This window comes from Roseicella sp. DB1501, from assembly GCF_013112485.1.
Lineage (GTDB): Bacteria > Pseudomonadota > Alphaproteobacteria > Acetobacterales > Acetobacteraceae > Paracraurococcus.
In genome coordinates, this window is record NZ_JABFHG010000008.1 from 188216 (window position 1) to 213294 (window position 25079).

Below are 25079 nucleotides of genomic sequence, written 5' to 3' on the forward strand. Positions count from 1 at the left end.
TCAGGCCGCCCGCGCCAGGACCGGCGCCGCATCCTGCGCCAGCGCCGCACGGAAGCGGTCGCGCCGCCAGCACAGGAGCCGCCAGGCGCCGCGCGCCGCGAGATCGGAAAGCCGGCCGCGAGGCTCGAGCCCCACCGCCTTGAAGACCATGCCCATGCCCCGCTCGATATGCCGGAAGCGGTAAAAATTCATGGCACGTCCCATATAGCCGGCGATGCAGCGCTGATGGCTGTAGGGGGTGGCGGGGTCCTCGTTGGAGCAGTGATAGGCAAAGGCGAGCTCGTCATCCTCCGACTCGCCGATGCGCCCGGCCGCCACCCGGAGCCGTTGCAGGAAGGAGAGATCCTCCCGCGCCAGGTAGCGCTTCATGTGGTCGTAGAAGAGCTTGAAGTGCCGGTACTCGTCGGCGGCGATGAGGCGGCAGATCTCCTTCAGCACCGGCTCGGCGGTCGCCTCGCCGAGGGCGGTGTAGTAGCTGCTGGTCCCGGTCTCGACCATGCAGCGGGCGATCAGCTCGCCGGTGCGGGAGCCGCGGATCGAGGCATTGGCGTCGAGGTCGATCTTGTAGCCGGCGCGATAGCGGGCGAAGGCCTCGGCATAGTCCCAGCCGGGATCGGCGAGCTCGCCCCAGCGGCCGAGCGCGTCGCCGTGCTGGATCTCCTCCACCGCCCAATTCTCGGCCGCCGCCTGGAAATCCGGATCGTCGCCGAAGACGCGCTTGAGATAGATGGCGTAGTCATCGCCGTTGCGCTCGACCATGGCGGCCGACTTCACCAGCGGGATGATCTCGGAGTCCAGTTTCGACGGATCGAAGCGGTCCCAACTCACCTGCTCGACGCGCCAGTGCTTCATGCTGTCCCCGCGGCCGGCCATCGGCCAGACCGTTCCTGTTCCGTGATGGCGATCCTCGCCACCAGGATCGCGGGCAATGTCGCCCGGCCGTGCATGTTCGCCGCTGCGGCGCTGGATTCAAGGCATGTGTCGCCCCGGACACAGCATGGCGCGCAAAAAGGCAGGGCTGTGGCAAACAGGCATCGCCCGGCCTGCAACGCGCAAGGCCGGAGCGTCGCCGCCCCGGCCCATCCTCCGCCGTGCCGTGAGGCTCTCAGGCGGCCTGGGCGGCGTCCAGCATGGCACGGGCCGAGAGCACGCGCTCCAGTGCCGCGTCGCGCCGGGTCTCGGTATCCGCCGCGGTGACCTCGCGCAGCGCCGCCTCGGCCTCGGCGATGCGGCGCTCCGCCTCCGCGCGCGACAGGTTGGCGAGCGGCGTCGCCTCGTCGGCCAGCACGGTCACGCGCTCCGGCGACACCTCGGCGAAGCCGCCGCCGACGAAGAGGCGCTCGGTCTCGGCGCCGTTCTCGCGCACCCGGATGACGCCGCCGCGAAGGGTGACGATCATCGGCGCATGGCCGGGCAGCACGCCCATCTCGCCCTCGGCGGCGGGAATGGTCGCCATCTCCACCTGGCGGGAGAGCAGCAGCCGCTCCGGCGAGACGAGTTCGAGCAGGAAGGTGGCCATCAGTCAGATCCTTGGGCTACCGGACGCATCCTGCGGCACGGGCCGTGGCCCGTGCCGAGGCCGCTTCTGCGGCCCGCCGCCAGTGCGGCGAGAGCCAAGGGCGCGGATGCGCCCGCCCGGCGTTTGAGGGCACCGAACAGTGCAAGGCCGCCGCTTAAGCGGCGGCCTTGAGCGTCTCGCCCTTCTTCACGGCCTCCTCGATGGTGCCGACCATGTAGAAGGCGGCCTCCGGCAGGTGGTCGTATTCGCCGGTGGTGATGGCGGCGAAGCTGCGGATCGTGTCCTCGAGCTTCACGAAGACGCCCGGCGTGCCGGTGAAGACCTCGGCGACATGGAAGGGCTGGCTGAGGAAGCGCTGGATCTTGCGGGCGCGCGCCACGACCAGCTTGTCCTCCTCCGAGAGCTCGTCCATGCCGAGAATGGCGATGATGTCCTGCAGCGACTTGTAGGTCTGCAGGATGCGCTGCACCTCGCGGGCGACCCGGTAGTGCTCCTCGCCGACGATCCGCGGATCGAGGGCGCGCGAGGTGGAGTCGAGCGGATCGACCGCCGGGAAGATGCCGAGTTCGGCGATCGAGCGCGAGAGCACCGTCGTGGCGTCGAGATGGGCGAAGGAGGTGGCCGGCGCCGGGTCGGTCAGGTCGTCGGCCGGCACGTAGATGGCCTGGACCGAGGTGATCGAGCCCTTCTTGGTCGAGGTGATCCGCTCCTGCAGCGCGCCCATGTCGGTGGCCAGCGTCGGCTGGTAGCCCACCGCCGAGGGGATGCGGCCGAGCAGCGCCGAGACCTCGGCGCCCGCCTGGGTGAAGCGGAAGATGTTGTCGATGAAGAAGAGCACGTCCTGGCCCTGCTCGTCGCGGAAGTATTCCGCCACCGAGAGGCCGGAGAGGGCGACGCGGGCGCGGGCGCCCGGCGGCTCGTTCATCTGGCCATAGACCAGCGCCACCTTGGAGCCTTCGGTGTTGCCCTCGTTCAGCTTGATGACGCCGGCATCGACCATCTCGTGGTAGAGGTCGTTGCCCTCGCGCGTCCGCTCGCCGACGCCGGCGAAGACCGAGACGCCGCCATGCGCCTTGGCGACGTTGTTGATCAGCTCCTGGATGGTGACGGTCTTGCCGACGCCGGCGCCGCCGAAGAGGCCGATCTTGCCGCCCTTCAGGTAGGGGGCGAGGAGGTCGATGACCTTGATGCCGGTGACGAGGATCTCGGCCGAGGTCGCCTGCTCCTCGAAGGCCGGGGCCTCGCGGTGGATGGTGTAGGTCTTGTCGTGCGGCACCGCGCCGCGCTCGTCGATCGGCTCGCCGATGACGTTGAGGATGCGACCGAGCGTGCCGTTGCCGACCGGCACCGCGATGCCCTTGCCGGTGTCCACCACCTCATGCCCACGGACCAGGCCATCGGTCGTGTCCATGGCGATGCAGCGGACGGTGCGCTCGCCGAGATGCTGCGCCACCTCGAGCACCAGCGTGTTGTCGCCGTTCTTGGTGGTGAGCGCGTTCAGGATGGCCGGCAGCTCGCCCGGGAACTGCACGTCCACGACGGCGCCGAGAACCTGGGCGATCTGCCCAACATTGTTCTTCATGGTTCCTAGCTCCTCAATCGGTTCGGGTGATGCGATTCACGCTCCGCGCGACAAGCGCGCTCCGCGATCGCACACCATGCGTCAGAGTGATGCGATTCACGCTCCGCGCGACAAGCGCGCTCCGCGATCGCATCACACAGCCTCCGCCCCGGAGATGATCTCGATCAGCTCCTTGGTGATGTTGGCCTGCCGCGTGCGGTTGTAGTTGAGCGTCAGTCGATTGATCATGTCACCGGCGTTCCGCGTGGCGTTGTCCATCGCGGTCATCTGGCTGCCATAGAAGCCGGCGGTGCTCTCGAGCACGGCGCGGTAGATCTGGATCGCCAGGTTGCGCGGCAGCAGCGTGGCGAGGATGGTCTCCTCGGCCGGCTCGTATTCGTACTGGGCCTGCGGGCCGGCGGCGGCCGGGGCCGTCACCTGGCCCTCGGGCAGCGGCGCCGGGATCAGGCGCTGATCCGTCGGGATCTGGCTGATCACGCTGCGGAAGCGGTTGTAGAGCAGCGAGCAGACGTCGAACTCGCCTTCCTCCAGCATCTCGGTCACCCGGACCGCGACCGCCTCGGCATCCGAGAACTCGACCCGCTTCTTGCCCATGAAGGTGATCTCGCCGACGATACGGCTGGCGAAGTCGCGCCGCAGATAGGCCGCGCCCTTGCGCCCCACCGTCAGCACCTTCACCACCTTGCCCTCAGCCTCGAGCGCGCGGATGCGGGCGCGCGCCAGACGGCCGACATTGGTGTTGAAGCCGCCAGCAAGGCCGCGATCCGCGGTCACCACCACCAGCAGGTGCACCCGGTCCTCGCCGGTGCCGACCAGCATCGGCGGGGCGCCCGGGGTGCTCGCCACGGCCGCGCCGAGGGAGGCGAGGATCGCCTCCATCCGCTCGGCATAGGGGCGCGCCGCCTCGGCCTGCGCTTGCGCGCGGCGCAGCTTCGCCGCCGCCACCATCTTCATTGCCTGGGTGATCTTCCGCGTGTTCTTCACGCTGTTGATCCGCCCACGCAGGTCCTTCAGGCTCGCCATCGGCTGCTCCCCCTAGCTTCGCTGCCTCAGGCCGCGAAGGACTTGGCGAAGCTGTCGAGGAAGGCGACCAGCTTGTCCTCGACCGGCTTCTTGATCTCGCGGTCGGTGCGGATCGATTCCAGGATATCCGGCTGCGAGGCCTTGATCTCGCCGAGCAGCCGCCGCTCGAACTCGCCGACCGAGTTCACCGGCAGCTTGTCCAGATAGCCGCGGGTGCCGGCGAAGATCGCCACCACCTGCTCCTCGACCGGCACCGGCCGGAACTGCGGCTGCTTCAGCAGCTCGGTCAGCCGCGCGCCGCGGGCGAGCAGCGCCTGGGTCGAGGCATCGAGGTCGGAGGAGAACTGCGCGAAGGCCGCCATCTCGCGGTACTGCGCCAGCTCGAGCTTGATGCGCCCCGCCACCTGCTTCATTGCCTTGATCTGCGCCGCCGAGCCGACGCGCGAGACCGAGAGGCCGACATTCACCGCCGGGCGGATGCCCTTGAAGAACAGCTCCGTCTCCAGGAAGATCTGGCCGTCGGTGATCGAGATGACGTTGGTCGGGATGTAGGCCGAGACGTCGCCCGCCTGGGTCTCGATGACCGGCAGCGCGGTCAGCGAGCCGGCGCCGAAATCGTCGTTCATCTTCGCCGCGCGCTCGAGCAGGCGCGAATGCAGGTAGAAGACGTCGCCCGGATAGGCCTCGCGTCCCGGCGGGCGGCGCAGCAGCAGCGACATCTGGCGATAGGCGACGGCCTGCTTCGACAGATCGTCGTAGAAGATGACCGCATGCATGCCGTTGTCGCGGAAGAACTCGCCCATGGTGCAGCCGGTATAGGGGGCGAGGAACTGCATCGGCGCCGGGTCGGAGGCGGTGGCGGCGACGATGATCGAGTATTCGAGCGCGCCATTCTCCTCGAGCGTGCGCACCAGCTGCGCCACGGTGGAGCGCTTCTGCCCGACCGCGACATAGATGGTGTAGAGCTTCTTGCTCTCGTCGCCCGAGGCGTTGATGGGCTTCTGGTTGATGATCGTGTCGACGATCACCGCCGTCTTGCCGGTCTGCCGGTCGCCGATGATCAGCTCGCGCTGGCCACGGCCGATCGGGATCAGGGCGTCGATCGCCTTGATGCCGGTCTGCATCGGCTCATGCACCGACTTGCGCGGGATGATGCCCGGCGCCTTCACCTCGACGCGGCGGCGCTCGACATTCTGCAGCGGGCCCTTGCCGTCGATCGGGTTGCCGAGCCCGTCCACCACGCGGCCGAGCAGGCCCTTGCCGACCGGCGCGTCCACGATGGTGCCGGTGCGCTGCACCGTGTCGCCCTCGCGGATATGCTCGTCCGGGCCGAAAATCACGATGCCGACATTGTCGTGCTCGAGATTCAGCGCCATGCCCTTGAGGCCGGCGGAAGGGAACTCCACCAGCTCGCCGGCCATGACGTTCTGCAGGCCGTAGACGCGGGCGATGCCGTCACCGATCGTCAGCACGGTGCCGACCTCGGCCACGTTCGCCTCGGTGTCGAAGCCGGCGATCTGCTGCTTCAGGATCTCCGAGATCTCGGCGGGACGGATGTCCATCAGGCGGCCCCCTTCATGGCGTACTGCAGGCGCTGCAGCTTGGATTTGATGCTGTTGTCGTAGAGCCGCGACCCGATCCGCAGGATCAGCCCGCCGAGGATCGAGGGATCGACCTGCTCGGTGAGCTTGACGCCGGAATAGCCGGCTTCGGTGAGCCGCGCGCTGATCTGGGCGCGCTGGGTGTCGTTCAGCGGATGCGCGCTGGTGACGAAGGCCGTCTGCTGGCCGCGGCGCGTGGCGAGCAGCGCGCCGAAGGCCTGCGCCACCTGCGGCAGCTGCGACAGCCGGCGGTTGGCGACCAGCACGCCGACGAGGTTGCGCACCTCGCCGCTGATGCCGGCGCGGTCGAGGACGGCGAAGGCGCCCTTCTTCTGCGAGGCGCTGTCGAGGCGCGGATCGGCCACGAAGGCACGGAAGGACTCGTCCTCGCGCCACAGCGCGAAGAGGCGGTCGAGATCGTTGGCGATGCGGTCCACCGCCCCGGGATCCGTCTTGCGACGGTCATCGGCAAGGCCGAGCAAGGCCTGCGCATAGCGCTCGGCGAGGCCGGAGGGGGTGGACGCAGAGGAGGAAATGGTCTCGGCGGAGGCCACGGGCGTTCCGGGTCCTGTTCCTGAAGATGCGCGTGCGCGGGTCCCGCCACCAAGCTTCCGCCGGCGCGGCGCAGGGCCTTTACCATGGGGTTTACGGCCCCGCAATCTGGCCCGGCCGGATCGGTTCGGGCCCGGCCGAAGCCGGAAAAGCCATGAAACGGCGAGGATCCGGGACGCGACGCGCCGCGCCGGGCGGCAACGGCGGGGAGGACAGGCCGGAATGCGGGTGGGCGCGCGGGTTTTCTTCGGCTGGCAGGTGGTCGCGGCCGCCTTCGTCATTGCCGTGTGCAGCTGGGGAATCAACTTCTACGGCCCCTCGGTCTATCTGCATGCCCTGCATGCGCGCGAGGGCTGGGCGCCCTCCCTGATCTCCGCGGCGATCACCCTGCATTTCCTGGCCAGCGGCGCGCTGGTGACGCGGCTGCCGGCGCTGCACCGGCGCTATGGCCTGGTCGCGGTGACGCGGGCCGGGATGCTCGCCTGCGCCGCCGGCGCGCTCGCCTGGGGCCATGCCACCGCGCCCTGGCACATGCTGCCCGCCGCGCTGCTGACCGCCCTCGGCTGGGCGCTGACCAGCGGCGTCGCCATCAATGCCATGGTCGCCCCCTGGTTCGACCGCCGGCGCGGCGCCGCCCTCTCCATGGCCTTCAACGGGGCGAGCCTGGGCGGCGTGCTCTTCACCCCGCTCTGGGCCCTGTTGATCGACGCCTTCGGCTTCGCCGGCGCCTCGGTCGGCATCGCCCTGCTGGTCGCCGCGGTGAGCTGGCCGATCGCCGGCCGCTGGCTCGGCCGGGTGCCGGCCGATCTCGGCCTGCATCCGGATGGCGCGGCCAGCCCGCCGCCGCCGCGCCCGGCCGCCGCCCCGGCCGGGCCGCTCTGGCGACAGGCGCGGTTCCGCAGCCTGTCGCTGGCCTTCGCCCTCGGCCTCGTCGCCCAGATGGGGCTGTTGACGACCCTGTTCTCCATCCTCGCCCCGGTGCTCGGCGAGGCCGGCGCCGGGATCGCCATGAGCCTGGCCACCGCCTGCGCGGTGATCGGCCGCACCGTGGTCGGCATGGCCCTGCCGCCGGGCCTCGACCGGCGCCTCGCCGGCAGCGCCAATTTCCTGCTGCAGGCGACGGGCTGCGCCCTGCTCGCCGCCGCGCCCCAGAGCGGCGCGGCGCTGCTGGCGGGGGTGCTGCTCTTCGGCCTCGGGATCGGCAACCTGCTCTCCCTGCCGCCGCTCATCGCCCAGGTGGAGTGGCCGGCGGAGCAGGTGACGGCGGTGCTCGCCCTGCTGACCGCGGTGAACCAGGGCTTCTACGCCTTCGGCCCGGCGCTCTTCGGCAGCGCGCTCGAGGCCTGGGGGCCGGCGGCGCCGCCCGGCCTCGCCCTGGCGCTGCAGATCGCCGCCGCGGCGGTGCTGCTGACCGGCCGGCGGGGCCTCACGGCGCGGGCCGGGGGCTGAGGCGCGGGATCTCAGGTCGCGGGGTCAGAGGAACCCGACCGGGTCCACATCCACCTGCACCCGGACATGGTTCGGCACCTCCACCCGCGCCAGCCAGTCGCGCAGGATCGGCTGCACCGCGATGTCGCGCCGGGTCTTCAGCAGCAGCCGGCGGCGATGCCGGCCGCGCAGCAGGGCGAGCGGCGCCGGGGCCGGGCCGAGCACCTGCACCCCCTCCCCGCCCGGCGCGGCGAGGCCGAGGTCGCGCGCCGTGCGGTCCGCCTCCCGCTCCTCCTCGGAGGAGACGATCAGCGCCGCCAGCCGGCCGAAGGGCGGCCAGTGGCCGGGCCGGCGCATCGCCGCCTCCTCCTGCATGAAGGCCTCGAGGTCGCCGGAGACGAGCGCCCGCATCACCGGATGGTCGGGCGAGAAGCTCTGCAGCAGCACCCGCCCCGGCGCCTCCGCCCGGCCGGCGCGGCCGGCCACCTGGTGCAGCAGTTGCACCGTGCGCTCGGCCGCACGCAGGTCGCCGCCCGCCAGGCCAAGATCGGCATCCACCACGCCAACCAGGGTGAGGTGCGGGAAATGCCAGCCCTTGGCGACGATCTGCGTGCCGATGATGAGGTCCACCTCGCGGTCCTGGATGGCGCGCGCCGCCTCCGCCGCCGCGGCCGGGCCCGGCAGGGTGTCGGAGGCCATGACCAGCCGCCGCGCCTCCGGCCAGAGCGCGGCCGTCTCCTCCAGCACCCGCTCCACCCCGGGGCCGACCGCGGTCAGGCTGTTGGCGGTGCCGCATTCCGGGCATTCGGCCGGCGGCGGCTCGGCATGGCCGCAATGGTGGCATTGCAACCGCCGCTGCGCCCGGTGCTCGACCAGCCAGGCAGTGCAGTTCGGACAGCGCATCCGGTGCCCGCAATGGCGGCAGAGGGTGAGCGGCGCATAGCCCCGGCGGTTGAGGAACAGCATGGCCTGCTCGCCGCGTCCGATCGTCTCGCCGACCGCCTCGACCAGCGGCGGCGCCAGGAAGCGGCCGCGCTCGGGCGGCGTCCGCCGCAGGTCGAGCACCTCGACTGCCGGAAGCCGCGCCCCGCCATGCCGCTCCGGCAGGTGCAGCAGCGCGTAGCGGCCGGTCTCGGCATTGGTCAGGCTCTCGAGCGAGGGCGTCGCCGAGACCAGTACGCAGGCGGCCTGCGACAAACGCGCCCGCACCACCGCCATGTCGCGGGCGTGGTAGACCACGCCGTCCTCCTGCTTGAAGGCGGTCTCGTGCTCCTCGTCGACGATGACCAGGCCGAGATCGGGAAAGGGCAGGAAGAGCGCGCTGCGGGCGCCGACCACGACCGGCGCCTCCCCCTCCGCCACCGCCCGCCAGGTGTCGCGGCGGGTGCGCGAGGTCACCTCGGAATGCCACAGCGCCGGCGCCACGCCGAAGCGCGCCCGGAAGCGGTCGAGCCACTGCGCCGAGAGCGCGATCTCCGGCAGCAGCACCAGCGCCTGCCGGCCCTGGACGAGGCATTCGGCGACGGCATCGAGATAGACCTCGGTCTTGCCCGAGCCGGTAACCCCGGTCAGCAGCGTCACCCCGAAGCGGCGCGCCGCCACCGCCTCCCGCAGCGCGGCGCCGGCGGCCTGCTGGTCGGCGGCGAGCGCCGGGCCGGGATGCGCCGGATCAGGCCAGGCGAAGCGGCGGCGATGCGGCAGCAGCGCCGGGCGGATCAGCCCGTTCTCGGCCATGCCGCGCAGCACGCCGAGCGAAACCCGTGCCGCCTCGGCCAGCGGCGCGCCGGCCTGCGGCTCGCCCGGCCGCATGGCGTCCAGCACCCGCTGCCGTTCCGGCGTGATGCGCGGCCGGCTGTTGCCGCCGGGCGGCGCCAGCACCCAGCCGGCCTGCGGCGTCGGCGGCTCGAGCGCCGCCGGCACGCTCATCGCCATGCGCAGCACGGCGCCGGGCGGGCTCAGCGTATAGGCGGCCACCCAGTCGACGAAGCGCCGCAGGCTCTCGGTCATGGGCGGGACCGGCAGGGTGGCGGAGATCGGACGCAACCGGCGGTCGGGGACGGGGTTCGGCTCGGGGATGGCCGGTGGATCCCAGACGACGCCAACCAACTCTCTTTGGTTGAGTGGAACGGAGACAAATTCCCCTAGACGTATGGGTATGGAAGAGGGCACAGCATAGTCGTAGGCCCCTGCCAGCGGCAGCGGGAGCAGGACCGAAACCCGTGTCCGCGCGGCCACAATGGCCGTGTCTTTCGTACCGCGGCGCTTTTCCGACCCGGACAAAATCGGCTATCCTTGTTCAGAAAATTGCACAACGTGTTGCCGGGACCTCGGCCGTTGCGCGCCATCGAAGGATCCCCTTGCCCATGAAGTTCTTCGTGGACACCGCCGAGGTGGCGGAGATCCGATCCCTCGCCGAGGCAGGCTTAGTGGACGGTGTCACCACCAATCCAAGCCTCATCGCCAAGGCCGGACGGCCGATGGCCGAGGTGATCCGGGAAATCTGCTCCATTACCCCCGGCCCCGTCTCCGCTGAGGTGACCGCCATCGAATACGAGCAGATGCTGGCGGAAGGCCGGCACCTGCGCGAGATCGCGCCCAATGTCGCGGTGAAGGTGCCGCTGACCGAGGCCGGGCTGCGCACCTGCCGCGCCCTCTCGGCCGAGGGCACGCTGGTCAACGTCACCCTCTGCTTCTCCCCTGCGCAGGCGCTGCTGGCCGCCAAGGCCGGCGCGACCTTCATCTCGCCCTTCGTCGGCCGCCTCGACGACATCGCTACCGATGGCATGCGGCTCATCGAAGACATCGTGAAAATATACCGCAATTACCCACATCTTAAGACAGAAGTCCTGGTGGCGTCCATCCGCCATCCGCTGCACCTGATCGAGGCCGCCAAGCTCGGCGCCGAGGTAGCGACCCTGCCGCCCGCCGTCATCCGCCAGCTCCTCAAGCATCCGCTGACCGACCGGGGGCTCGAGGCCTTCCTGGCCGATTGGCGCAAGTCGGGCCAGAGCATCCTGTGAGCGCGATCCTCCCCGGCGCCAGTGCCGAGGCCATGGCCGAGCCCGACTTCCCGAGCCCGGATGCGGTCGCCGCCTTCCTGCGATCCCATCCGGACTTCCTCGCCGAGCGGCCGGAGCTGTTCCGCAGCCTCTCGCCGCCCCGGCGCATCCATGGCGAGCGCATCGCCGACCACATGGCGGCGATGCTGGCCGCCGAGCGGCGCCGCGTCCGCAGCCTCGAGGCCGAGGTGGATGCCGCCGTCATCGCTGGCCGCGCCGGCTACGGCCTGACCATTCGCGTCCGCCTCGCCGTGCTGGCGCTGATGCGCAGCACCGACGTGATCGAGACGGTCACGCAGGAGCTGCCGGCCCTGCTCGGCATTGAGACCTGCACCTTGCTGAGCGAGAAGCCGGACCGCCGCGGCGTCCTCGCCCTGCCGCGCGGCAGCGTGGCGCGGCTGATGGGGCCGGGCCGCGACGCCCTGGTGCGGCAGGCGCCGACCGAGACCGAGACCCTGCACGAGGAGGCGGCGCCGCTGGTTGCCCGCGACGCGCTGGTCCGGGTGCCGGTCTGGACCGGCACGCCGACCCTGCTCGCCCTCGGCGCCCGCGATCCGCAGGCGCTGCCGAACAAGCAGGCGATCGCCACCCTCGCCTTCCTCGGCCGCGCCGTCGCGGCCGCCCTGGCGCGCTAGCGCCGCCGGACGGCCCCCATGCCGGGCGGCGCGCGGCGAGGCCCGTCCCGGGCCGCCATCCGGCGCCCCGCGGCGGCGGCGGCCATCCCGCAGGGCGCCGCCACCGGCCCGACCACGACCGGCGAGGCGGCCCGCTGGCACTATCTCGACTGGCTGGCCCGCGAGCGCCGCGCCGCCGCCAACACCATCGAGGCCTATGGTCGCGACCTTGCCGATTTCCTGCACTTCCTGACCGGCCATCTCGGCGAGGAGCCGGACCCGGCCGTCCTCGGCGCCCTGCGCGCCGCCGATCTCCGTGCCTTCCTCGCCGCCCGGGCCAATGCCGGGGCCGGCGCCGCCACCCGGGCGCGGCAACTCGCAGCCATCCGCGGCTTCCTCCGCTGGCTCGCCCGCGCCGAGGCGATGGAGCCCACCGCCCTCGCCGCCATCCGTGGCCCGCGCCTGCCGCCGCCGGTGCCGCGCGCCCTCACGCCGGAACAGGCGCTGGAGGCCGCCACCGGGGTGGGGCAGGTGCACGACCCGGCGCGGGCCGAGCGCCCGGCCGAGCAGGCGGCGCGCGACGTCGCCCTCCTCACCCTGCTCTATGGCTGCGGGCTGCGCATCGCCGAGGCGCTCGCCCTCGATATTCGCGACGCGCCATTGCCCGGCAGCGAGGCGGCGCTGCGCGTCACCGGCAAGGGCGGCAAGCCGCGGCTGGTGCCGGTGCTGCCGGCGGTGCGGCAGGCGATCGCCGCCTATCTGGCGCTGCGCCCCGGCGCGCCGCCGGAGGCGCCGCTCTTCCTCGGCGCCCGCGGCGGCCGGCTGGACCCGGCGGTGGCGCAGAAGGCGCTGCGCGACTGGCGCCGCCTCGCCGGCCTGCCGGAGCATGCGACGCCGCATGCGCTGCGGCACTCCTTCGCCACGCATCTGCTCGGCGGCGGCGCCGATCTGCGGGCGATCCAGGAGTTGCTGGGCCATGCCAGCCTCTCGACCACGCAGCGCTACACCGCTGTCGATGCCGCCGGGCTGCTGGCCACCTGGAAGAAGGCGCATCCGCGAGCGGACTAGATCCCCGCGACGTCGCCGCGCGCCGTCGCGGAGGCCCCGCTCATTCGCGTCGGAGCCCAGGCGCGTCACAGCCTGCCGCGGCGAAGCAACGGGAGGCGACGGGCGGGGGCGCCCCCTCGGCCCCCTCCCCGTCGCGGCCCCCCGTCGCGCCCCCCCGTCGCGCCCTGGGGCGTTCTGGACTATGCTGGGCCATCCCATGCCCCAGACTGCGAGGACGCCCCGATGCGCGACGGCAAACTGACCGGCTATGCGCCGAAGCCCATCCCGGGCATCACGCCCGAGCAGCAGATCGAGGTAGAGAGCCGCGCCGTGCCCTGCGACGGCGATATCGGCCTTGCCGCCCTCGGCCATCCGCGGGTCTGGCTGCGCATGTCGCCCGGCGAGGACCATGTCACCTGCCCCTACTGCTCCATCACCTACGTCCTGAAGCCGGGCGCCGGGGATGACGGCCATCACTGACGAGGCCGCATCGCCCGCCGAGGCCGACGAGGCGGGCGCGGGCCGGTCCGGACCGCCGCGCGGCAACGCCCTCGCCACGGCGACCGCTGCCGCCGAGGCGGTCCCCGTCACCCCGCCCGGGGCGCGGCACCTCGTGCTCGTCGACGGCTCGGGCTACATCTTCCGCGCCTTCCACGCCCTGCCGCCGATGACCCGGCCGGACGGCACGCCGGTGAACGCCGTCTACGGCTTCACCCAGATGCTGAGCCGCTTCCTCACCGACCATCGCGGCAGCCATCTCGCCGTGGTCTTCGACGCCAGCCGCAGCACCTTCCGCAACGAGATCTTCCCCGACTACAAGGCGCACCGGCCGGAGCCGCCGCCCGAGCTGGTGCCGCAATTCGCCCTGATCCGCGAGGCGACCGCCGCCTTCGGCGTCGCCTGCGTCGAGCAGCAGGGCTTCGAGGCGGATGACATGATCGCCGCCTATGCCCGACATTTCACCGAGGCGGGCGGCGAGGTGACGATCGTCTCCTCCGACAAGGACCTGATGCAGCTCGTCCGGCCGGGCGTGCAGATGCTCGACCCGATCAAGCAGAAGCCGATCCGGGAGGCCGAGGTCGAGGAGAAATTCGGCGTCCCGCCCGCCAAGGTGCCCGACGTCCAGGCGCTGGCCGGCGACCCGACCGACAACGTCCCCGGCGTGCCCGGCATCGGCATCAAGACCGCGGCGCAGCTCATCACCGAATACGGCGACCTCGAGACGCTGCTCGAGAAGGCGGGCGGCATCAGGCAGCCGAAGCGGCGCGAGGCGCTGGTCGGCAACGCCGAGAAGGCCCGCCTCTCGAAGCGCCTGGTCACGCTGGATGCCGATGCGGCGCTGACCGAGCCGATCGACGCCCTGGCCGTGAAGCCGCCCGAGCCGGCGCGGCTCGCGCAATTCCTGCAGCAGCAGGGCTTCCGCAGCGTCCTCGCCCGCATGGGCCTCGGCGAGGCGGCGGGCGATGCCGGGACGCGCGCCCGCAACAGCGCCGTCGCCGCGCATGTCGCGGCCCAGGCGGCGGCCCAGGGGACGACAACTGCGCCGGCGACACCCGATGCCGGCAAGGCCCCCTTCGGCCCCTATGAGACGGTGACCACCCTCGCCGCCCTCGAGCCCTGGATCGCCGAGGCGCGGGCGGCCGGCGTCGTCGGGCTGGATACCGAGACCGACAGCCTGAACGCGCTCCGCGCCCGCCTGGTCGGGATTTGCCTGGCCACCGCGCCGGGCCGCGCCTGCTATATCCCGCTCCGGCATGTCGCGCCCGGCGCCCAGCAGGCCGACATGCTGGCCGAGCCGGCGGCGGCGCCCGAGCAGATCCCCTTCGATCAGGCGATCGAGGCGCTGCGGCCGCTGCTGACCGACCGCAGCGTGCTGAAGGTGCTGCAGAACGCCAAATACGATCTCGAAGTGCTCTGCCGGGCCGAGAATGGCGGCATCGCCGTCGCCCCGGTCGACGACACCATGCTCATCTCCTATGCCCTGGAGGCGGGGCGGCACGGGCATGGCATGGACGAGCTCTCCGTGCTGCATCTCGGCCACAAGCCGATGGGCTTCGACGAGGTGACCGGCACCGGCCGCGCCCGCATCAGCTTCGACCGCGTGCCGCTCGACCGCGCCACTGCCTATGCCGCCGAGGATGCCGATGTCACGCTGCGGCTCTGGCAGGTGCTGCGGCCACGGCTGCTGCCCGAGGGGGCGCTCGCCCTCTACGAGCAGGTGGAGCGGCGCATGGTCGCGGTGCTGCGCGACATGGAGCTCGCCGGCATCAAGGTGGACGGCGCCGAGCTGGCCCGCATCGGCGAGGACTTCTCCGGCCGCATGGCGGCGCTGGAGCAGGAGATCCACGGCCTCGCCGGGCGGCCCTTCAATGTCGGCTCGCCGAAGCAGCTCGGCGAGATCCTGTTCGACGAGATGAAGCTGCCCGGCGGCAAGCGCAGCAAGGCCTCGGGCGCCTGGGGCACCGATGCCAGCGTGCTGGAGGAGCTCTCGGCCCAGGGCGTGCCGCTGGCGCGCAAGGTGCTCGACTGGCGGCAGCTCTCGAAGCTGAAATCCACCTATGTCGACGGGTTGACCGCGGCGATCGACCCGCGCGACGGCCGGGTGCACACGGATTTCGCCATGGCCGTCGCCGCCACCGGCCGTCTCTCCTCGACCGAGCCGAACCTGCAGAACATCCCGATCCGCACCGAGGAGGGCGCGCGCATCCGCCGCGCCTTCGTCGCCGAGGCCGGGCACGTGCTGCTCTCGGCCGATTACAGCCAGATCGAGCTGCGGCTGCTGGCGCATCTCGCCGATGTCCCGGCGCTGCGCGAGGCCTTCGAGAAGGGCGAGGACATCCACGCCCGCACCGCCGCCGACATCTTCCGCCTCGCCCCCGGCGCGGTGGACCGCGAGGCGCGGCGGCGGGCCAAGACGATCAATTTCGGCATCATCTACGGCATGTCCGCCTTCGGCCTGGCCTCCCGCCTCGGCATCCCGCCGGTCGAGGCGCGCGGCATCATCGACGCCTATTTCGGCCAGTATCCCGGCATCCGCGACGCCATGGAGCGGCTGAAGGAGGAGGCGCGGCTGCAGGGCTATGTCTCCACCTCCTTCGGGCGGAAGCTCTGGATCCCCGATATCGGCGCCCGCGACATGGTGCGCCGCGCCGGCGCCGAGCGCGCCGCCATCAACGCCCCCTTCCAGGGCGGCGCGGCGGAGATCATCAAGCGCGCCATGGTGCGCGTGCCGGGGGCGCTGCGGGCCGCGGGCCTCGCCGGCCGCATGCTGCTGCAGGTGCATGACGAGCTGGTCTTCGAGGTACCGGAGGCGGAGGTGGAGGCCACCGCCGCGCTGGTCCGCGAGGTGATGGAGGGGGTGGTGACGCTGCGCGTGCCGCTCGCGGTCGAGGTCGGCACCGGCCGGAGCTGGGCGGAGGCGCATTAGGTCATCCCCGCGACGTCGCTGCGCGCCGTCGCGGGGGCCCCGTGGGGTTCCTCCCGCGCAGCATCCGTCACAGCCTGCCGCGGCGGAGCCGCGGCAGGGCAACGGGCAGCGACGGTTGCGATAGGCGTTTCGAGGCCTTCCCGGGGACGTCCCCCACGGTGCCGATCAGCTCAGCGGCGCGGGACCTGCGCCTCGACGCCGCCCGGCGGGCCGAGGCCATGGGCGGCGAGGCAGTTGCGGTAGGCGTGGTTCTCCGCCCGCCGCACCTCGCCCGCCAACCGGTCGACATTCCACTGGTTGGACGGGTTCATCTGCCGGTTCAGCGCCAGCACCTCGGGGCTGTTGCGCGCCTCGGCCCGGCAGGCCTCGTGCTGCGGCGTGTCCTCGTCGCGCGGAACCGGCGGGCCCGGCGGGCCGAACAGGCCGCAGGCGCCCAGCAGGACCAGACCCGGCAGCACGAGGCCCGCCAGGGCCGGCCGCCGCATGGCAGCCGATGTCATGCCTGGGCGATCCAGTCCTCGATCAGCCGCCGGGCGATCGAATCGGCACGCGGCAGGGCGAAGCCATGGGCGGACGGGTTGCGGATCTCCTCCCGGCTGAACCAGCGGGCGTCGCGCAGCTCGGTCTCGTCGATGGCGATCGCCTCGGAGAGCCCCTCGGCATGGAAGCCGAGCATGATCGAGGAGGGAAAGGGCCAGGGCTGCGAGGAGTGGTAGTGCACCTCGCCCACCACGATGCCCGTCTCCTCCAGCACCTCGCGGCGCACCGCCTCCTCCAGGCTCTCGCCCGGCTCCACGAAGCCGGCGAGGGTCGAGTACATGGTGCTGTTCGGGAAGCGCTGCGAATGCCCGAGCAGGCAGGCATCCTCCCGCACCACCAGCATGATCACCGCCGGATCGGTGCGTGGGAAATGCTGCGCGTTGCAATTGCTGCAGACCATGACGTGGCCGGCCGAGCGCGGCTCGCAGCCATGGCCGCAGATGCCGCAGAAGCGGTGCTTGGTGCGCCAGTGCATCAGCCCGCGGGCATGGGCGAGAACACTCGCCTCCCCCGGCGGCAGCAGCCCGGCGACGGCGCGGAGATCGGTGAAGCTGCCGAAGCCCTCGGGCAGCAGCGGCAGCGGGTCATCCGCCTGCGAGCAATCCACGGCGAAGACCGGCCGTCCCTCCCACAGGCCGAGGAAGGCCCAGGGGCCGCCCGCCATGCGCACCGCCTCGGCGGCGGCGCCGGTGATGAGCATCGCCTCGGGCTGCCCCTCCGGCACGCCCTTCATCAGGCTGCGGCTGCGCCAGACCGGGGCGAAGAGGGTTCCGGGATCGGTCAGGGCGGCGGCGATCCAGGCGGCGTCCTCGCGCCGGAGCGCGGCGCGGTCGAGAGGGCTGCCCGAATAGGCATTGGGCCGGCTGGCGGGAATGGAGAGCATGGCAGCCGGACCCTGCCATGCGCGACCCCGGCCGGCAACCGGGGCGCGTGGCGGCCGGGCTCGCCCAACCGGCCGATCGTTCCGCCCCCCTCCATTGTGTTGGGGGTGGGGGGGTATGATATGGTGCCCTCGGAAGGTCGGCGCGGACGGGCTCCTCGCCAACCCGGTCAGGTCCGGAAGGAAGCAGCCGTAACGGGTTCTTGCCCGGGTCGCTTGTCGGCCTTCCACCGCCATAGCGGGGCGCGCGCCGCCCCGGCCTTGCCTCGGCCCGGCAGGCCGCCGGCCAGCAGGAACCCGCCGCCTCGATGTCTTCCTCCCTCTTCGGCCAACCCGGGACGTCGGATGCACCGGCCGAGGACGCGCTGCCCGAGCCGCCGCCGCCGGAGGGCCCCGGCCTGTTCGGCGATGCGCTGGCCCCAGCCCCGACCGCGGCCCCAATCCCGGCGGCGCCCGCAGCCCCATCCGCACCGCCGCCGCCCGCGCCCAGGCCCGCCTCGGAGCCCGCCGCGACGTCCTATCGGGTGCTGGCCCGCAAGTACCGCCCGAGCAGCTTCGCCGAGCTGATCGGCCAGGAGGCGCTGGTCCGCACGCTGCGCAACGCCTTCGCGCAGAACCGCGTGGCGCATGCCTTCATGCTCACCGGCGTGCGCGGCGTGGGCAAGACCACCACTGCCCGCATCATCGCCCGGGCGCTCAACTGCATCGGGCCGGACGGCCAGGGCGGCCCGACGCCCGAGCCCTGCGGCGTCTGCGCCGAATGCCGCGCCATCCTCGCCGACCGCCATCCGGACGTGCAGGAGCTCGACGCCGCCTCCAACAACGGCATCGAGGATGTGCGGGAGCTGCGCGAGCGCCTGCGCTACCGCCCTGCCCAGGGCCGCTTCAAGGTCATCATCCTGGACGAGGTCCACATGCTGTCCAACGCGGCGTTCAACGCGCTGCTGAAGACGCTGGAGGAGCCGCCGGCGCAGGTGAAGTTCATGCTGGCGACCACCGAGTTGCGGAAGGTCCCGGCGACCATCCTCTCGCGCTGCCAGACTTTCCACCTCAAGCGGGTGCCGCAGGAGGTGCTGCGGGCGCATTTCGCCGGCATTGCCGAGAAGGAGGGCGTCGCGGTCGAGGCCGAGGCGCTGGCCATGTTGGGGCGCGCCGCCGATGGCTCGGTGCGCGATGGCCTCTCCCTGCTCGACCAGGCGATCGCCCTGGGCGGGCCGGAGGGCAGCGTCACCGCCGAGGCGGTGCGCGACATGCTCGGCCTCGCCGACCGCGCCCTGGTGCTCGACCTGATGGAGGCGCTGATGGCTGGTGACACCGCCGCCGCCCTCGGCCTGATGGACCGGGCGCATGAGCGGGGCGCCGATCCGGCGGTGGTGCTGCAGGACCTGCTGGAGCTGACCCATACCCTGACGCGGCTGCGCAGCGTTCCCGCCCTGCGCGACGACCCCTCCCTCACCGAGGGCGAGCGGACCCGCGGCGCGGCGCTGGCCGACAAGCTATCGGTCCCGGTGCTCGGCCGGGCCTGGCAGATGCTGCTGAAGGGACTCGGCGAGGTGAACGAGGCGCCGGACCGCCGCGCCGCGGCCGAGATGGTGCTGCTTCGCCTGGCGCATGTCGCCGAGCTGCCGACGCCGGGCGAGCTGGTGCGGCGCCTCGCCGAGGGCGGCGCCGTGCCGGCCGGCGCCCCCCGCCCCGCCGGGCCACCGAACGGCCATGGCGGCGGGCTGCGCGCGATCGGCGGCGGCGCCCTGGCCACGGCGGTGGCCGCGCCGGCCGATGCCGCGCCGACCTCCTGGCGCGAGGTCGTCGCCCTAGCCTCCGGCCGCAAGCCGATGCTGCACGCGCATCTGGTGCACAGCGTGCATCCGGTGCGGGTGACGCCAGGGCGCCTCGAGCTGCGCCCCCTCCCCGCCGCGCCGCGCGACCTCGCCGGGCAGCTCGGCGCCCTGCTGCAGGAGGCGACCGGCCAGCGCTGGACCATCGCCCTCAGCCAGGCCGAGGGCGAGCCGACGCTCGCCGATCAGGGCCGCGCCGCCGAGGCCAGCCGCCGCGCCGTGGCGCAGAGCCACCCGCTGGTGCAGGCGGTGCTCGCCGCCTTCCCCGGCAGCAGCATCGAGGCGGTGCGGGACGCGACGGCGGATGCCTATGGGCTGGGCGGCGCCATGACCCCGGCGGCCGCCCCCGAGGAGCTGCCGGAGGCCGAGCCCGGCGACATCCCGCCGACCGAGCTGGAAGAACCGGCCGGCTATGACGATGTTCCACCTCCTGACGAAGAACGGTAGGCCGACGCCATGAAGAACCTGGGCAACATGCTGAAGCAGGCGCAGCAGATGCAGACGCGCATGCAGGAGATGCAGGCCAAGCTGGAGGCCACCGTGGTCGAGGGCCAGTCGGGCGGCGGCATGGTCAAGGTCTCGCTCTCCGGCAAGGGCGACCTGAAGCGCGTCGCCATCGATCCGGGCCTGATGAGCGCCGATGAGCGCGAGGTGTTGGAGGACCTGCTGGTGGCGGCGCATGCCGATGCCAAGCAGAAGGTCGAGGCGCAGATGGCCGAGGAGATGCAGAAGGCGACCGCCGGGCTGAACCTCCCGGGCGGGCTGCCCGGCGGCCTCAAGCTGCCCTTCTGACCCGCCCCTGATCCAGCCGGGCGGGCCGGCAGCGGCATGGCCACCGACCCCAACCCCATCGAGCACCTGATCGGCCTGCTGGCGCGGCTGCCCGGACTTGGCCGGCGCAGCGCCCGGCGGGCCGTGCTGCGCATGCTGATGCAGCCCGAGCAGGCGATGTTGCCGCTCGCCGAGGCGCTGCGGGCGGCGGCGGCGGCGGTGCAGCCCTGCCAGATCTGCGGCAATCTCGATGCGACCAATCCCTGCGGCATCTGCCGCGATTCGCAGCGTGACCAGGGCCTGATCTGCGTTGTGGAGGGCGTCTCCGAGCTCTGGGCGCTGGAGCGGGCGCATGCGCATCGCGGCCTCTACCACGTGCTGGGCGGGACGCTCTCGGCGCTGGGAGGTATCGGGCCCGAGGACCTCGCCGTGCAGCCGCTGCTGGCGCGGATCGAGGGCGCGGCCGAGCCGGTGCGGGAGGTAATCCTCGCCCTGCCGGCGACGGTCGACGGCGCGACGACGGCGCATTACCTGACCGACCGGCTGCGGCCGACCGGCGCCCAGGTGACGCGGCTGGCGCAGGGCGTGCCGATCGGCGGCGCGCTCGACGTGCTGGATGAGGGGACGCTGGCGGCGGCGCTGAAGGCGCGACGGGTGGTGTAGAACTCCCACAAAGCCGCTTTGCGGCTTTGTGGTGGCCCGGGTCCCCTCCTGCCGCGGCGAAGCCGCGACAGGACGACGGGCAGTGACGGTTCTGATAGGCGCTCGAGGGCTGCCAGCATGGCTGCGGCGGGATCCGTTGCACCTCCGAGCCGGCTCTATGCCGCAACATCGCGCATGAAATGAGCAATCATTTCCGGCTCTACCGATAGGCCATTCACCAACTGAGATGGCCGGTGCCGCGCCCCGCTCGTCGCGCCGCCCATGCGAAAGGGCCAGGTTGCTGCGAATGCGTCCCGAGAATTTCGATCCCTCCCCCTATGCCAGCTTCCTGATGCGCAAGCTGTTGCGCTCCTGCGGCAGCAGCCTAAGCGGGTCAATCCAGGCCATCGCCGAGACCGAGTTGCAGATGGATGGCGACACCTGGGTCTGGACCGACGACAACGCCAAAGTGGTTGAGATGCTCACGCGGCCGGCCTTCTGGCGCAGCTACCCGCGCGAATCGCTGGAGATCCTGCGCTTCCTGCATGGCATGTGCGAGGCGCCGTTCGTCTTCCGCCGGATCAGCGCGCCACGGCTGTCGCGCGTCTCCGGCACGGCGGAGGACGGTCGCTACGTGCATTCCATGATGCATGTCGGCGTCCGGCTGAAGCAGGGCGCGGTCATGCTCGGCATCCGCTTCCATGATGCGCGGACCGCGGAAAACCTGTTCCTGACCGGGAACTACGTGCATTTCCGCCATCGCGGGAAGCCCTATACGCTCGATGTCGAGGATGCCATTGCCGAGGTCAGCGGCCATGAGGAGAACGGCGTCCTCATCGCCCGCCATGGCAGCGAGCTGACTTTCTCGCCCGATGGCGCGGAGCAACGCCTCGGCCGCATCAGCTACACCTACCGCATCGACGCCCGCACGATGCTCGTACAGGTCGAGGCTGCGCTCGAGATCGCGCCAGGCGTCGAGATCGAGGATGTCATCCTTACCATCGGTCATGACAATCTCAGCCACGGCCGCAACAACGTGCATTACGGCCGCGTCGGCGTGCTCGCGCCGGCGGGATCGGTCGCCTGGCATGTCGCCGACAAGGATGGCAATATCACCCTACCCGCCGCTGGCGCCGAGTATTACAGCCTGGCACAGGAGGAGATGCGGGGCTTCGCCCTCGGCGTGCACACCCGCTCCCTCACGCCGGACCGCCTGCACGAGTTGCGGGTGGTGCAGAAGCAGAACCGCTTGCACTGGGTGGTCGCCGCCTACCGCTTTCCCGGCACGCATAGCGGCACCCGCTTGGTCGCGGCCGAGCACAAACTCCTCACTGCGGGCGGCTTCTACGACGAGGCGACCGCCTATCTGCGCCTGATGCGGCAGGAAGCCGACATGCCGCCTGATGCCTGGCCTCGCGACCTCTCGATTTCTTACGATTATGGCGTGGAGATCAACGCCTTCGCCAAGGCCTATGCGATGTTCGCGGCCGGTGAGGTCGAGGCGCCGCCGGGTCTCGCGGACGAAATGCGGCGCATGACCGACCGCTATCTCGAAGTCTATGATGCGCAATTCGTGAGCGCCTTCTGGGCCGGCAAGAACACGGTGTTCTGTCGTCAGCTCGCCTTCGTCATCCTGGCGGTTGCGACCATGCTGCGAGCAACCGGCGACGAGGGATACCGCAAGCGCCTTGCCGATCTGGTCGAAGTGCTGTTGCAGTTCCAGGTGACGCTGCCGGGCGACATCGCCGGTCCGGAATCCGGCTTCCTGATGGGCGTACGCAGCGTCCGCGACATGCATGTCGATTGCCAGAGCGCTGCGCTCCTCGCGCTCATTCACGCGGCGCCCTGGTTGCAGGACGAGCGGATTGAGGCGGCCATCGATCGCGGGCTCAATGCCTATTCGCTGGTGACTGGCCGCTTCCTTTGGGCGAACCAGCCTCGCAAGGTCGATACCATCGGCATTCACTGGAAGGATGCCGGCGGGAAGCCACGCTTGAGCATGACCTTCTGGAATTTCCACGCCGGCCTCACCCTGCGCATGATGCGAGCGCTGCGGCGGAGTCCGGTCGCGGCGCTGCGCGCTATCGAGACGCGCCATGCCGACCGGCTGGATATGATCGAGACCGTGCTGCTGCGGCAGCTCGCGCGCGCCACGCAGACGCGCGATGAAGGGCTCGAGGTCCGCTGCTCGTCGCTCTCGGCAGAGACCAATTCCGAAACCCAGCCCTGGGTCGTGCTTGGCTTTGTCGGACATCCTCATGATTAGGATTCCGTAAGCCGGAGACTGCGCATCCTGTTCCATCCTGCAGGCCACCGGCTCCGCGAGGGTCGCCCATCACGGCGCAGCTCGCGGATCGGACTCGCGGGGTGTGGACAACAGCGCCAGGACACGCAGGCAGATGAGCTTCAGCCCCAATCTTGATCTGGACGACGCCGTCCGGCAGCAGGGCGGCAAGGTGCCGCTCACCTGGGCGCGCGTGGTCACCAAAGGCGTTGCCAATTTCGGCGATGTCGCCAGTCCTGTCGTCGTAGGGGCGATGAGCGGCTGCGCATCGCTCCACACGCCGCATGGCAGCCATGGGACGCGGCTCGCTGCGATCGGCACGATCGGCCAGGATGCGAAATGGGGCACGGTGCACTTCTGGGGCACCGGCGTCGATGCCAAGATCCGTAGCTTCGGCAACCGCTCAGCCGGTTTCGCGGCCGCGCCTCATACGCGCTATGTCGTGCATGCGACGCGTGGCCCGCATAGCCGCCGCACGCTTTTGCAGGCGGGAATCCAAGCACCGCCGGTCTATGGCGATGGTGCCTGGTTCCTGCCACGCATCCTCCCCCGCCCTTCGCGGGAGCCAAAATACGAACTCGGCGTCATCACGCATATCTCCGAGCTCAGTAAGATTGGCCTGGACGCACAGACGGACCATGTCCGCTATCGTGGCGGCCAGGCAGACGGCGTCCGCATCATCTCCACCCTGCACGAGGCGAGCTGGGCCGGTTTCCACAGCAAGCTGCTTGAGATCCTGTCCTGCCGCCGAATCGTCAGCGTCAGCCTGCACGGGCTCATCATCGCGGAGACCTATGGCATTCCCTGTCTGCCCTTCCCGTTCACCGGGCAAGGCGAGATCCGATCTGATCTCGAGGCAGGCGAAGTCGATCATCGTTTCGCCGATTTCTATCGCGGCGCTGGACGTACGCATCTGCCTGGCTTCGCGCAGCAGCGGCACGAGGAAACGCGCTGGGAGCAGGTGATGCGGTCGGTCGATCGGCTCTGGTCCCCGCTGGTACCGAAACAGCTTGAAAGCTTCTTCGAGGCCTTCCCGCTCACACATAAGGTTGGCTTCAGCCAAACGGAATGGCCCATGCCAGAAGAGCTGCAGATGCAGCTGACCTGGCAGTAAAGGCGTTCGACAAGAAAGCTAGAACAAGTAGCGCCGCTGACCATGAAGGTCAGCGGCGCTACTACCAATAGGATGTGATCGCTACGTCAAAGCGTAGCCATCTTCCGGCCTGCTGCTGTGTCGCTCAGCGATCCGTGTCGGTCGCGTCCCGCACCTTGTCCTTGGCGCCGCCGACGGTGTTCTGCACCTTGCCTTCGGCCTTGTCGGCCTTGCCTTCGGCCTGCAGCTTGGTGTCGCCGGTGACCTTGCCGGCCATGTCCTTCACGGCGCCCTTCACCTGCTTGGCAGCGCCTTCGATCCGGTCCTTGTCCATGGCAGATCCTCCTGTCGCACCACCGCGAACCGCGGCAGCTTCTGGCTGGTAGCAACGCCGCGAGTGACAGGACGGTTGCCGGCAGCGCCCGGGCGCATCGATATCGAAATGTCGCGACAGGTATCGCGCCGCAAAATGCGGCCGCGTCACAGCAACCAGGCGAAGGCCTGGCGCAGCCGCGCCGCGCCGTCCTCGGCGTACCAGGCGCCATGGGCGAAGATCACCCGCCGCGGTGCAAGTCCCAGCAGCCGCTGCACGGCGGCGCGGTTGCGGCGACGGTGCCGGAGCAGCAGCAGCCGGACATGCAGCGGCGTTCCGCCCTCCGGCGCGGCCGCGCCGAGCAGCCGCGGCAGCGCGCCGAGGCCGCGCGGCATCTGCGCCGGTGCCATGGCCTGGATCGTGTCGGTGAGGATGAGGCTGCCGCTCGCCCGGTGATGGAAGGCGATCTCGACGAAGCCGAGGCCGCGCAGAACCTCCTGCGCAACCTGCCCCGCCCAGTCGGGCGGCGGCCCGGCACCCAGCTCGCCATGCGCGCGCAAGGCGACCCCCTGCCGCGCCGCCCGCGCCACCACACCCGGCGCCGCCCAGAGGCGCGCCTCGGGGTAGGCCGCTTGCCAACCGGGCAGATGCGTCCAATGCGCCGTGGCGGGCGCGACGAGATGCCGCACCGGCCCGATCGCCCGCAATGCCGCCGCGAGATCCGGCCCATGGGGCACCGGCGAGTGCAGCCAGAGCCCGCCATCGGCGAGGCGCAGCACGGTCATCCGCAGCGGAATGGGCAGGCCGAGCACGCGCTGCGGCCCGCCCTCGACCAGCCAGAGATCGGTGGCGACCGGGTGCAGCGGCAT

22 protein-coding genes and 1 other RNA gene are annotated in these 25079 nt (G+C 71.3%); 12 read left to right on the forward strand and 11 right to left on the reverse strand.

The window, feature by feature from the left end:
- From HJG45_RS17270 to HJG45_RS17295, 6 genes are all read right to left on the reverse strand, one after another.
- A complete protein-coding gene (locus tag HJG45_RS17270) occupies nucleotides 1-852 on the reverse strand; it encodes a ferritin-like domain-containing protein (RefSeq protein ID WP_171613437.1) in 852 nt (283 codons plus the stop codon).
- Nucleotides 853-1105: 253 nt separating this feature from the next.
- Nucleotides 1106-1519, reverse strand: coding sequence for a F0F1 ATP synthase subunit epsilon (locus HJG45_RS17275; protein ID WP_171613349.1), 414 nt, complete (start codon nucleotides 1517-1519; stop codon nucleotides 1106-1108).
- A gap of 154 nt (nucleotides 1520-1673) precedes the next feature.
- Nucleotides 1674-3101, reverse strand: a complete 1428-nt coding sequence (gene atpD, locus HJG45_RS17280; protein ID WP_171613350.1) for a F0F1 ATP synthase subunit beta — start codon at nucleotides 3099-3101, stop codon at nucleotides 1674-1676.
- Between the two features lie 132 nt (nucleotides 3102-3233).
- Nucleotides 3234-4124 carry a F0F1 ATP synthase subunit gamma gene (locus HJG45_RS17285; protein ID WP_171613351.1) on the reverse strand — a complete coding sequence of 297 codons (891 nt, stop codon included), beginning with the start codon at nucleotides 4122-4124 and terminating at the stop codon, nucleotides 3234-3236.
- Nucleotides 4125-4150: 26 nt separating this feature from the next.
- Nucleotides 4151-5686: a F0F1 ATP synthase subunit alpha gene (atpA, locus tag HJG45_RS17290; protein WP_171613352.1), complete on the reverse strand. Its 1536-nt coding sequence runs from the start codon at nucleotides 5684-5686 to the stop codon at nucleotides 4151-4153.
- Nucleotides 5686-6279, reverse strand: a complete 594-nt coding sequence (locus tag HJG45_RS17295; RefSeq protein WP_368040621.1) for a F0F1 ATP synthase subunit delta — start codon at nucleotides 6277-6279, stop codon at nucleotides 5686-5688. Before HJG45_RS17295 ends, atpA begins: the two co-directional genes overlap by 1 nt.
- Nucleotides 6280-6499: 220 nt before the next feature.
- On the opposite strand from HJG45_RS17295, the gene HJG45_RS17300 reads away from it, so the two are divergent.
- Entirely contained in the window at nucleotides 6500-7726 is a 1227-nt protein-coding gene (locus HJG45_RS17300) for an MFS transporter (RefSeq protein ID WP_171613354.1), read from the forward strand.
- A gap of 24 nt (nucleotides 7727-7750) precedes the next feature.
- Here HJG45_RS17300 and HJG45_RS17305 read toward each other — a convergent pair whose 3' ends face one another.
- Nucleotides 7751-9940, reverse strand: coding sequence for a primosomal protein N' (locus HJG45_RS17305; RefSeq protein WP_368040622.1), 2190 nt, complete (start codon nucleotides 9938-9940; stop codon nucleotides 7751-7753).
- Between the two features lie 128 nt (nucleotides 9941-10068).
- Here HJG45_RS17305 and fsa point away from each other — a divergent pair, with 128 nt between their 5' ends.
- From fsa to polA, 5 genes are all read left to right on the forward strand, one after another.
- On the forward strand, nucleotides 10069-10725 hold the full coding sequence (gene fsa / locus HJG45_RS17310) for a fructose-6-phosphate aldolase (protein WP_171613355.1): 657 nt from the start codon (nucleotides 10069-10071) through the stop codon (nucleotides 10723-10725).
- Nucleotides 10722-11399: a DUF484 family protein gene (locus HJG45_RS17315; RefSeq protein ID WP_171613356.1), complete on the forward strand. Its 678-nt coding sequence runs from the start codon at nucleotides 10722-10724 to the stop codon at nucleotides 11397-11399. Before fsa ends, HJG45_RS17315 begins: the two co-directional genes overlap by 4 nt.
- An 18-nt stretch (nucleotides 11400-11417) precedes the next feature.
- A complete protein-coding gene (locus tag HJG45_RS17320; RefSeq protein ID WP_171613357.1) occupies nucleotides 11418-12446 on the forward strand; it encodes a tyrosine recombinase XerC in 1029 nt (342 codons plus the stop codon).
- Between the two features lie 222 nt (nucleotides 12447-12668).
- Nucleotides 12669-12905 carry a zinc-finger domain-containing protein gene (locus HJG45_RS17325; RefSeq protein ID WP_171613358.1) on the forward strand — a complete coding sequence of 79 codons (237 nt, stop codon included), beginning with the start codon at nucleotides 12669-12671 and terminating at the stop codon, nucleotides 12903-12905.
- Nucleotides 12889-15852 (forward strand): DNA polymerase I, encoded by a 2964-nt coding sequence (gene polA / locus HJG45_RS17330; RefSeq protein ID WP_171613359.1) that lies wholly within the window; start codon nucleotides 12889-12891, stop codon nucleotides 15850-15852. Before HJG45_RS17325 ends, polA begins: the two co-directional genes overlap by 17 nt.
- 170 nt (nucleotides 15853-16022) lie before the next feature.
- Here polA and HJG45_RS17335 read toward each other — a convergent pair whose 3' ends face one another.
- Nucleotides 16023-16352, reverse strand: coding sequence for a phosphoribosylamine--glycine ligase (locus tag HJG45_RS17335; RefSeq protein ID WP_171613360.1), 330 nt, complete (start codon nucleotides 16350-16352; stop codon nucleotides 16023-16025).
- Nucleotides 16349-17275 (reverse strand): NAD(+) diphosphatase, encoded by a 927-nt coding sequence (nudC, locus tag HJG45_RS17340; RefSeq protein WP_171613361.1) that lies wholly within the window; start codon nucleotides 17273-17275, stop codon nucleotides 16349-16351. The genes HJG45_RS17335 and nudC overlap by 4 nt, the downstream gene beginning before the upstream one ends.
- Before the next feature lie 131 nt (nucleotides 17276-17406).
- Between nudC and ffs the strand changes: the two genes are divergently transcribed.
- From ffs to HJG45_RS17370, 6 genes are all read left to right on the forward strand, one after another.
- An RNA gene (gene ffs / locus HJG45_RS17345) (signal recognition particle sRNA small type) lies at nucleotides 17407-17504 on the forward strand.
- Between the two features lie 76 nt (nucleotides 17505-17580).
- Entirely contained in the window at nucleotides 17581-19554 is a 1974-nt protein-coding gene (locus tag HJG45_RS17350; protein WP_171613362.1) for a DNA polymerase III subunit gamma/tau, read from the forward strand.
- Between the two features lie 9 nt (nucleotides 19555-19563).
- Nucleotides 19564-19899 carry a YbaB/EbfC family nucleoid-associated protein gene (locus HJG45_RS17355; protein ID WP_171613363.1) on the forward strand — a complete coding sequence of 112 codons (336 nt, stop codon included), beginning with the start codon at nucleotides 19564-19566 and terminating at the stop codon, nucleotides 19897-19899.
- Nucleotides 19900-19935: 36 nt separating this feature from the next.
- Complete coding sequence (gene recR / locus HJG45_RS17360) at nucleotides 19936-20541, forward strand: recombination mediator RecR (RefSeq protein WP_171613364.1); 606 nt, start codon at nucleotides 19936-19938, stop codon at nucleotides 20539-20541.
- Nucleotides 20542-20872: 331 nt separating this feature from the next.
- Nucleotides 20873-22786: a hypothetical protein gene (locus HJG45_RS17365; RefSeq protein WP_171613365.1), complete on the forward strand. Its 1914-nt coding sequence runs from the start codon at nucleotides 20873-20875 to the stop codon at nucleotides 22784-22786.
- Between the two features lie 133 nt (nucleotides 22787-22919).
- A complete protein-coding gene (locus HJG45_RS17370; protein WP_171613366.1) occupies nucleotides 22920-23918 on the forward strand; it encodes a polysaccharide pyruvyl transferase family protein in 999 nt (332 codons plus the stop codon).
- A gap of 124 nt (nucleotides 23919-24042) precedes the next feature.
- Here HJG45_RS17370 and HJG45_RS17375 read toward each other — a convergent pair whose 3' ends face one another.
- Together HJG45_RS17375 and HJG45_RS17380 are read right to left on the reverse strand one after the other, a co-directional pair.
- Nucleotides 24043-24231 carry a CsbD family protein gene (locus HJG45_RS17375; RefSeq protein WP_171613367.1) on the reverse strand — a complete coding sequence of 63 codons (189 nt, stop codon included), beginning with the start codon at nucleotides 24229-24231 and terminating at the stop codon, nucleotides 24043-24045.
- A 146-nt stretch (nucleotides 24232-24377) separates the two neighbouring features.
- On the reverse strand, nucleotides 24378-25079 hold the full coding sequence (locus HJG45_RS17380; protein WP_217362957.1) for a DUF4336 domain-containing protein: 702 nt from the start codon (nucleotides 25077-25079) through the stop codon (nucleotides 24378-24380).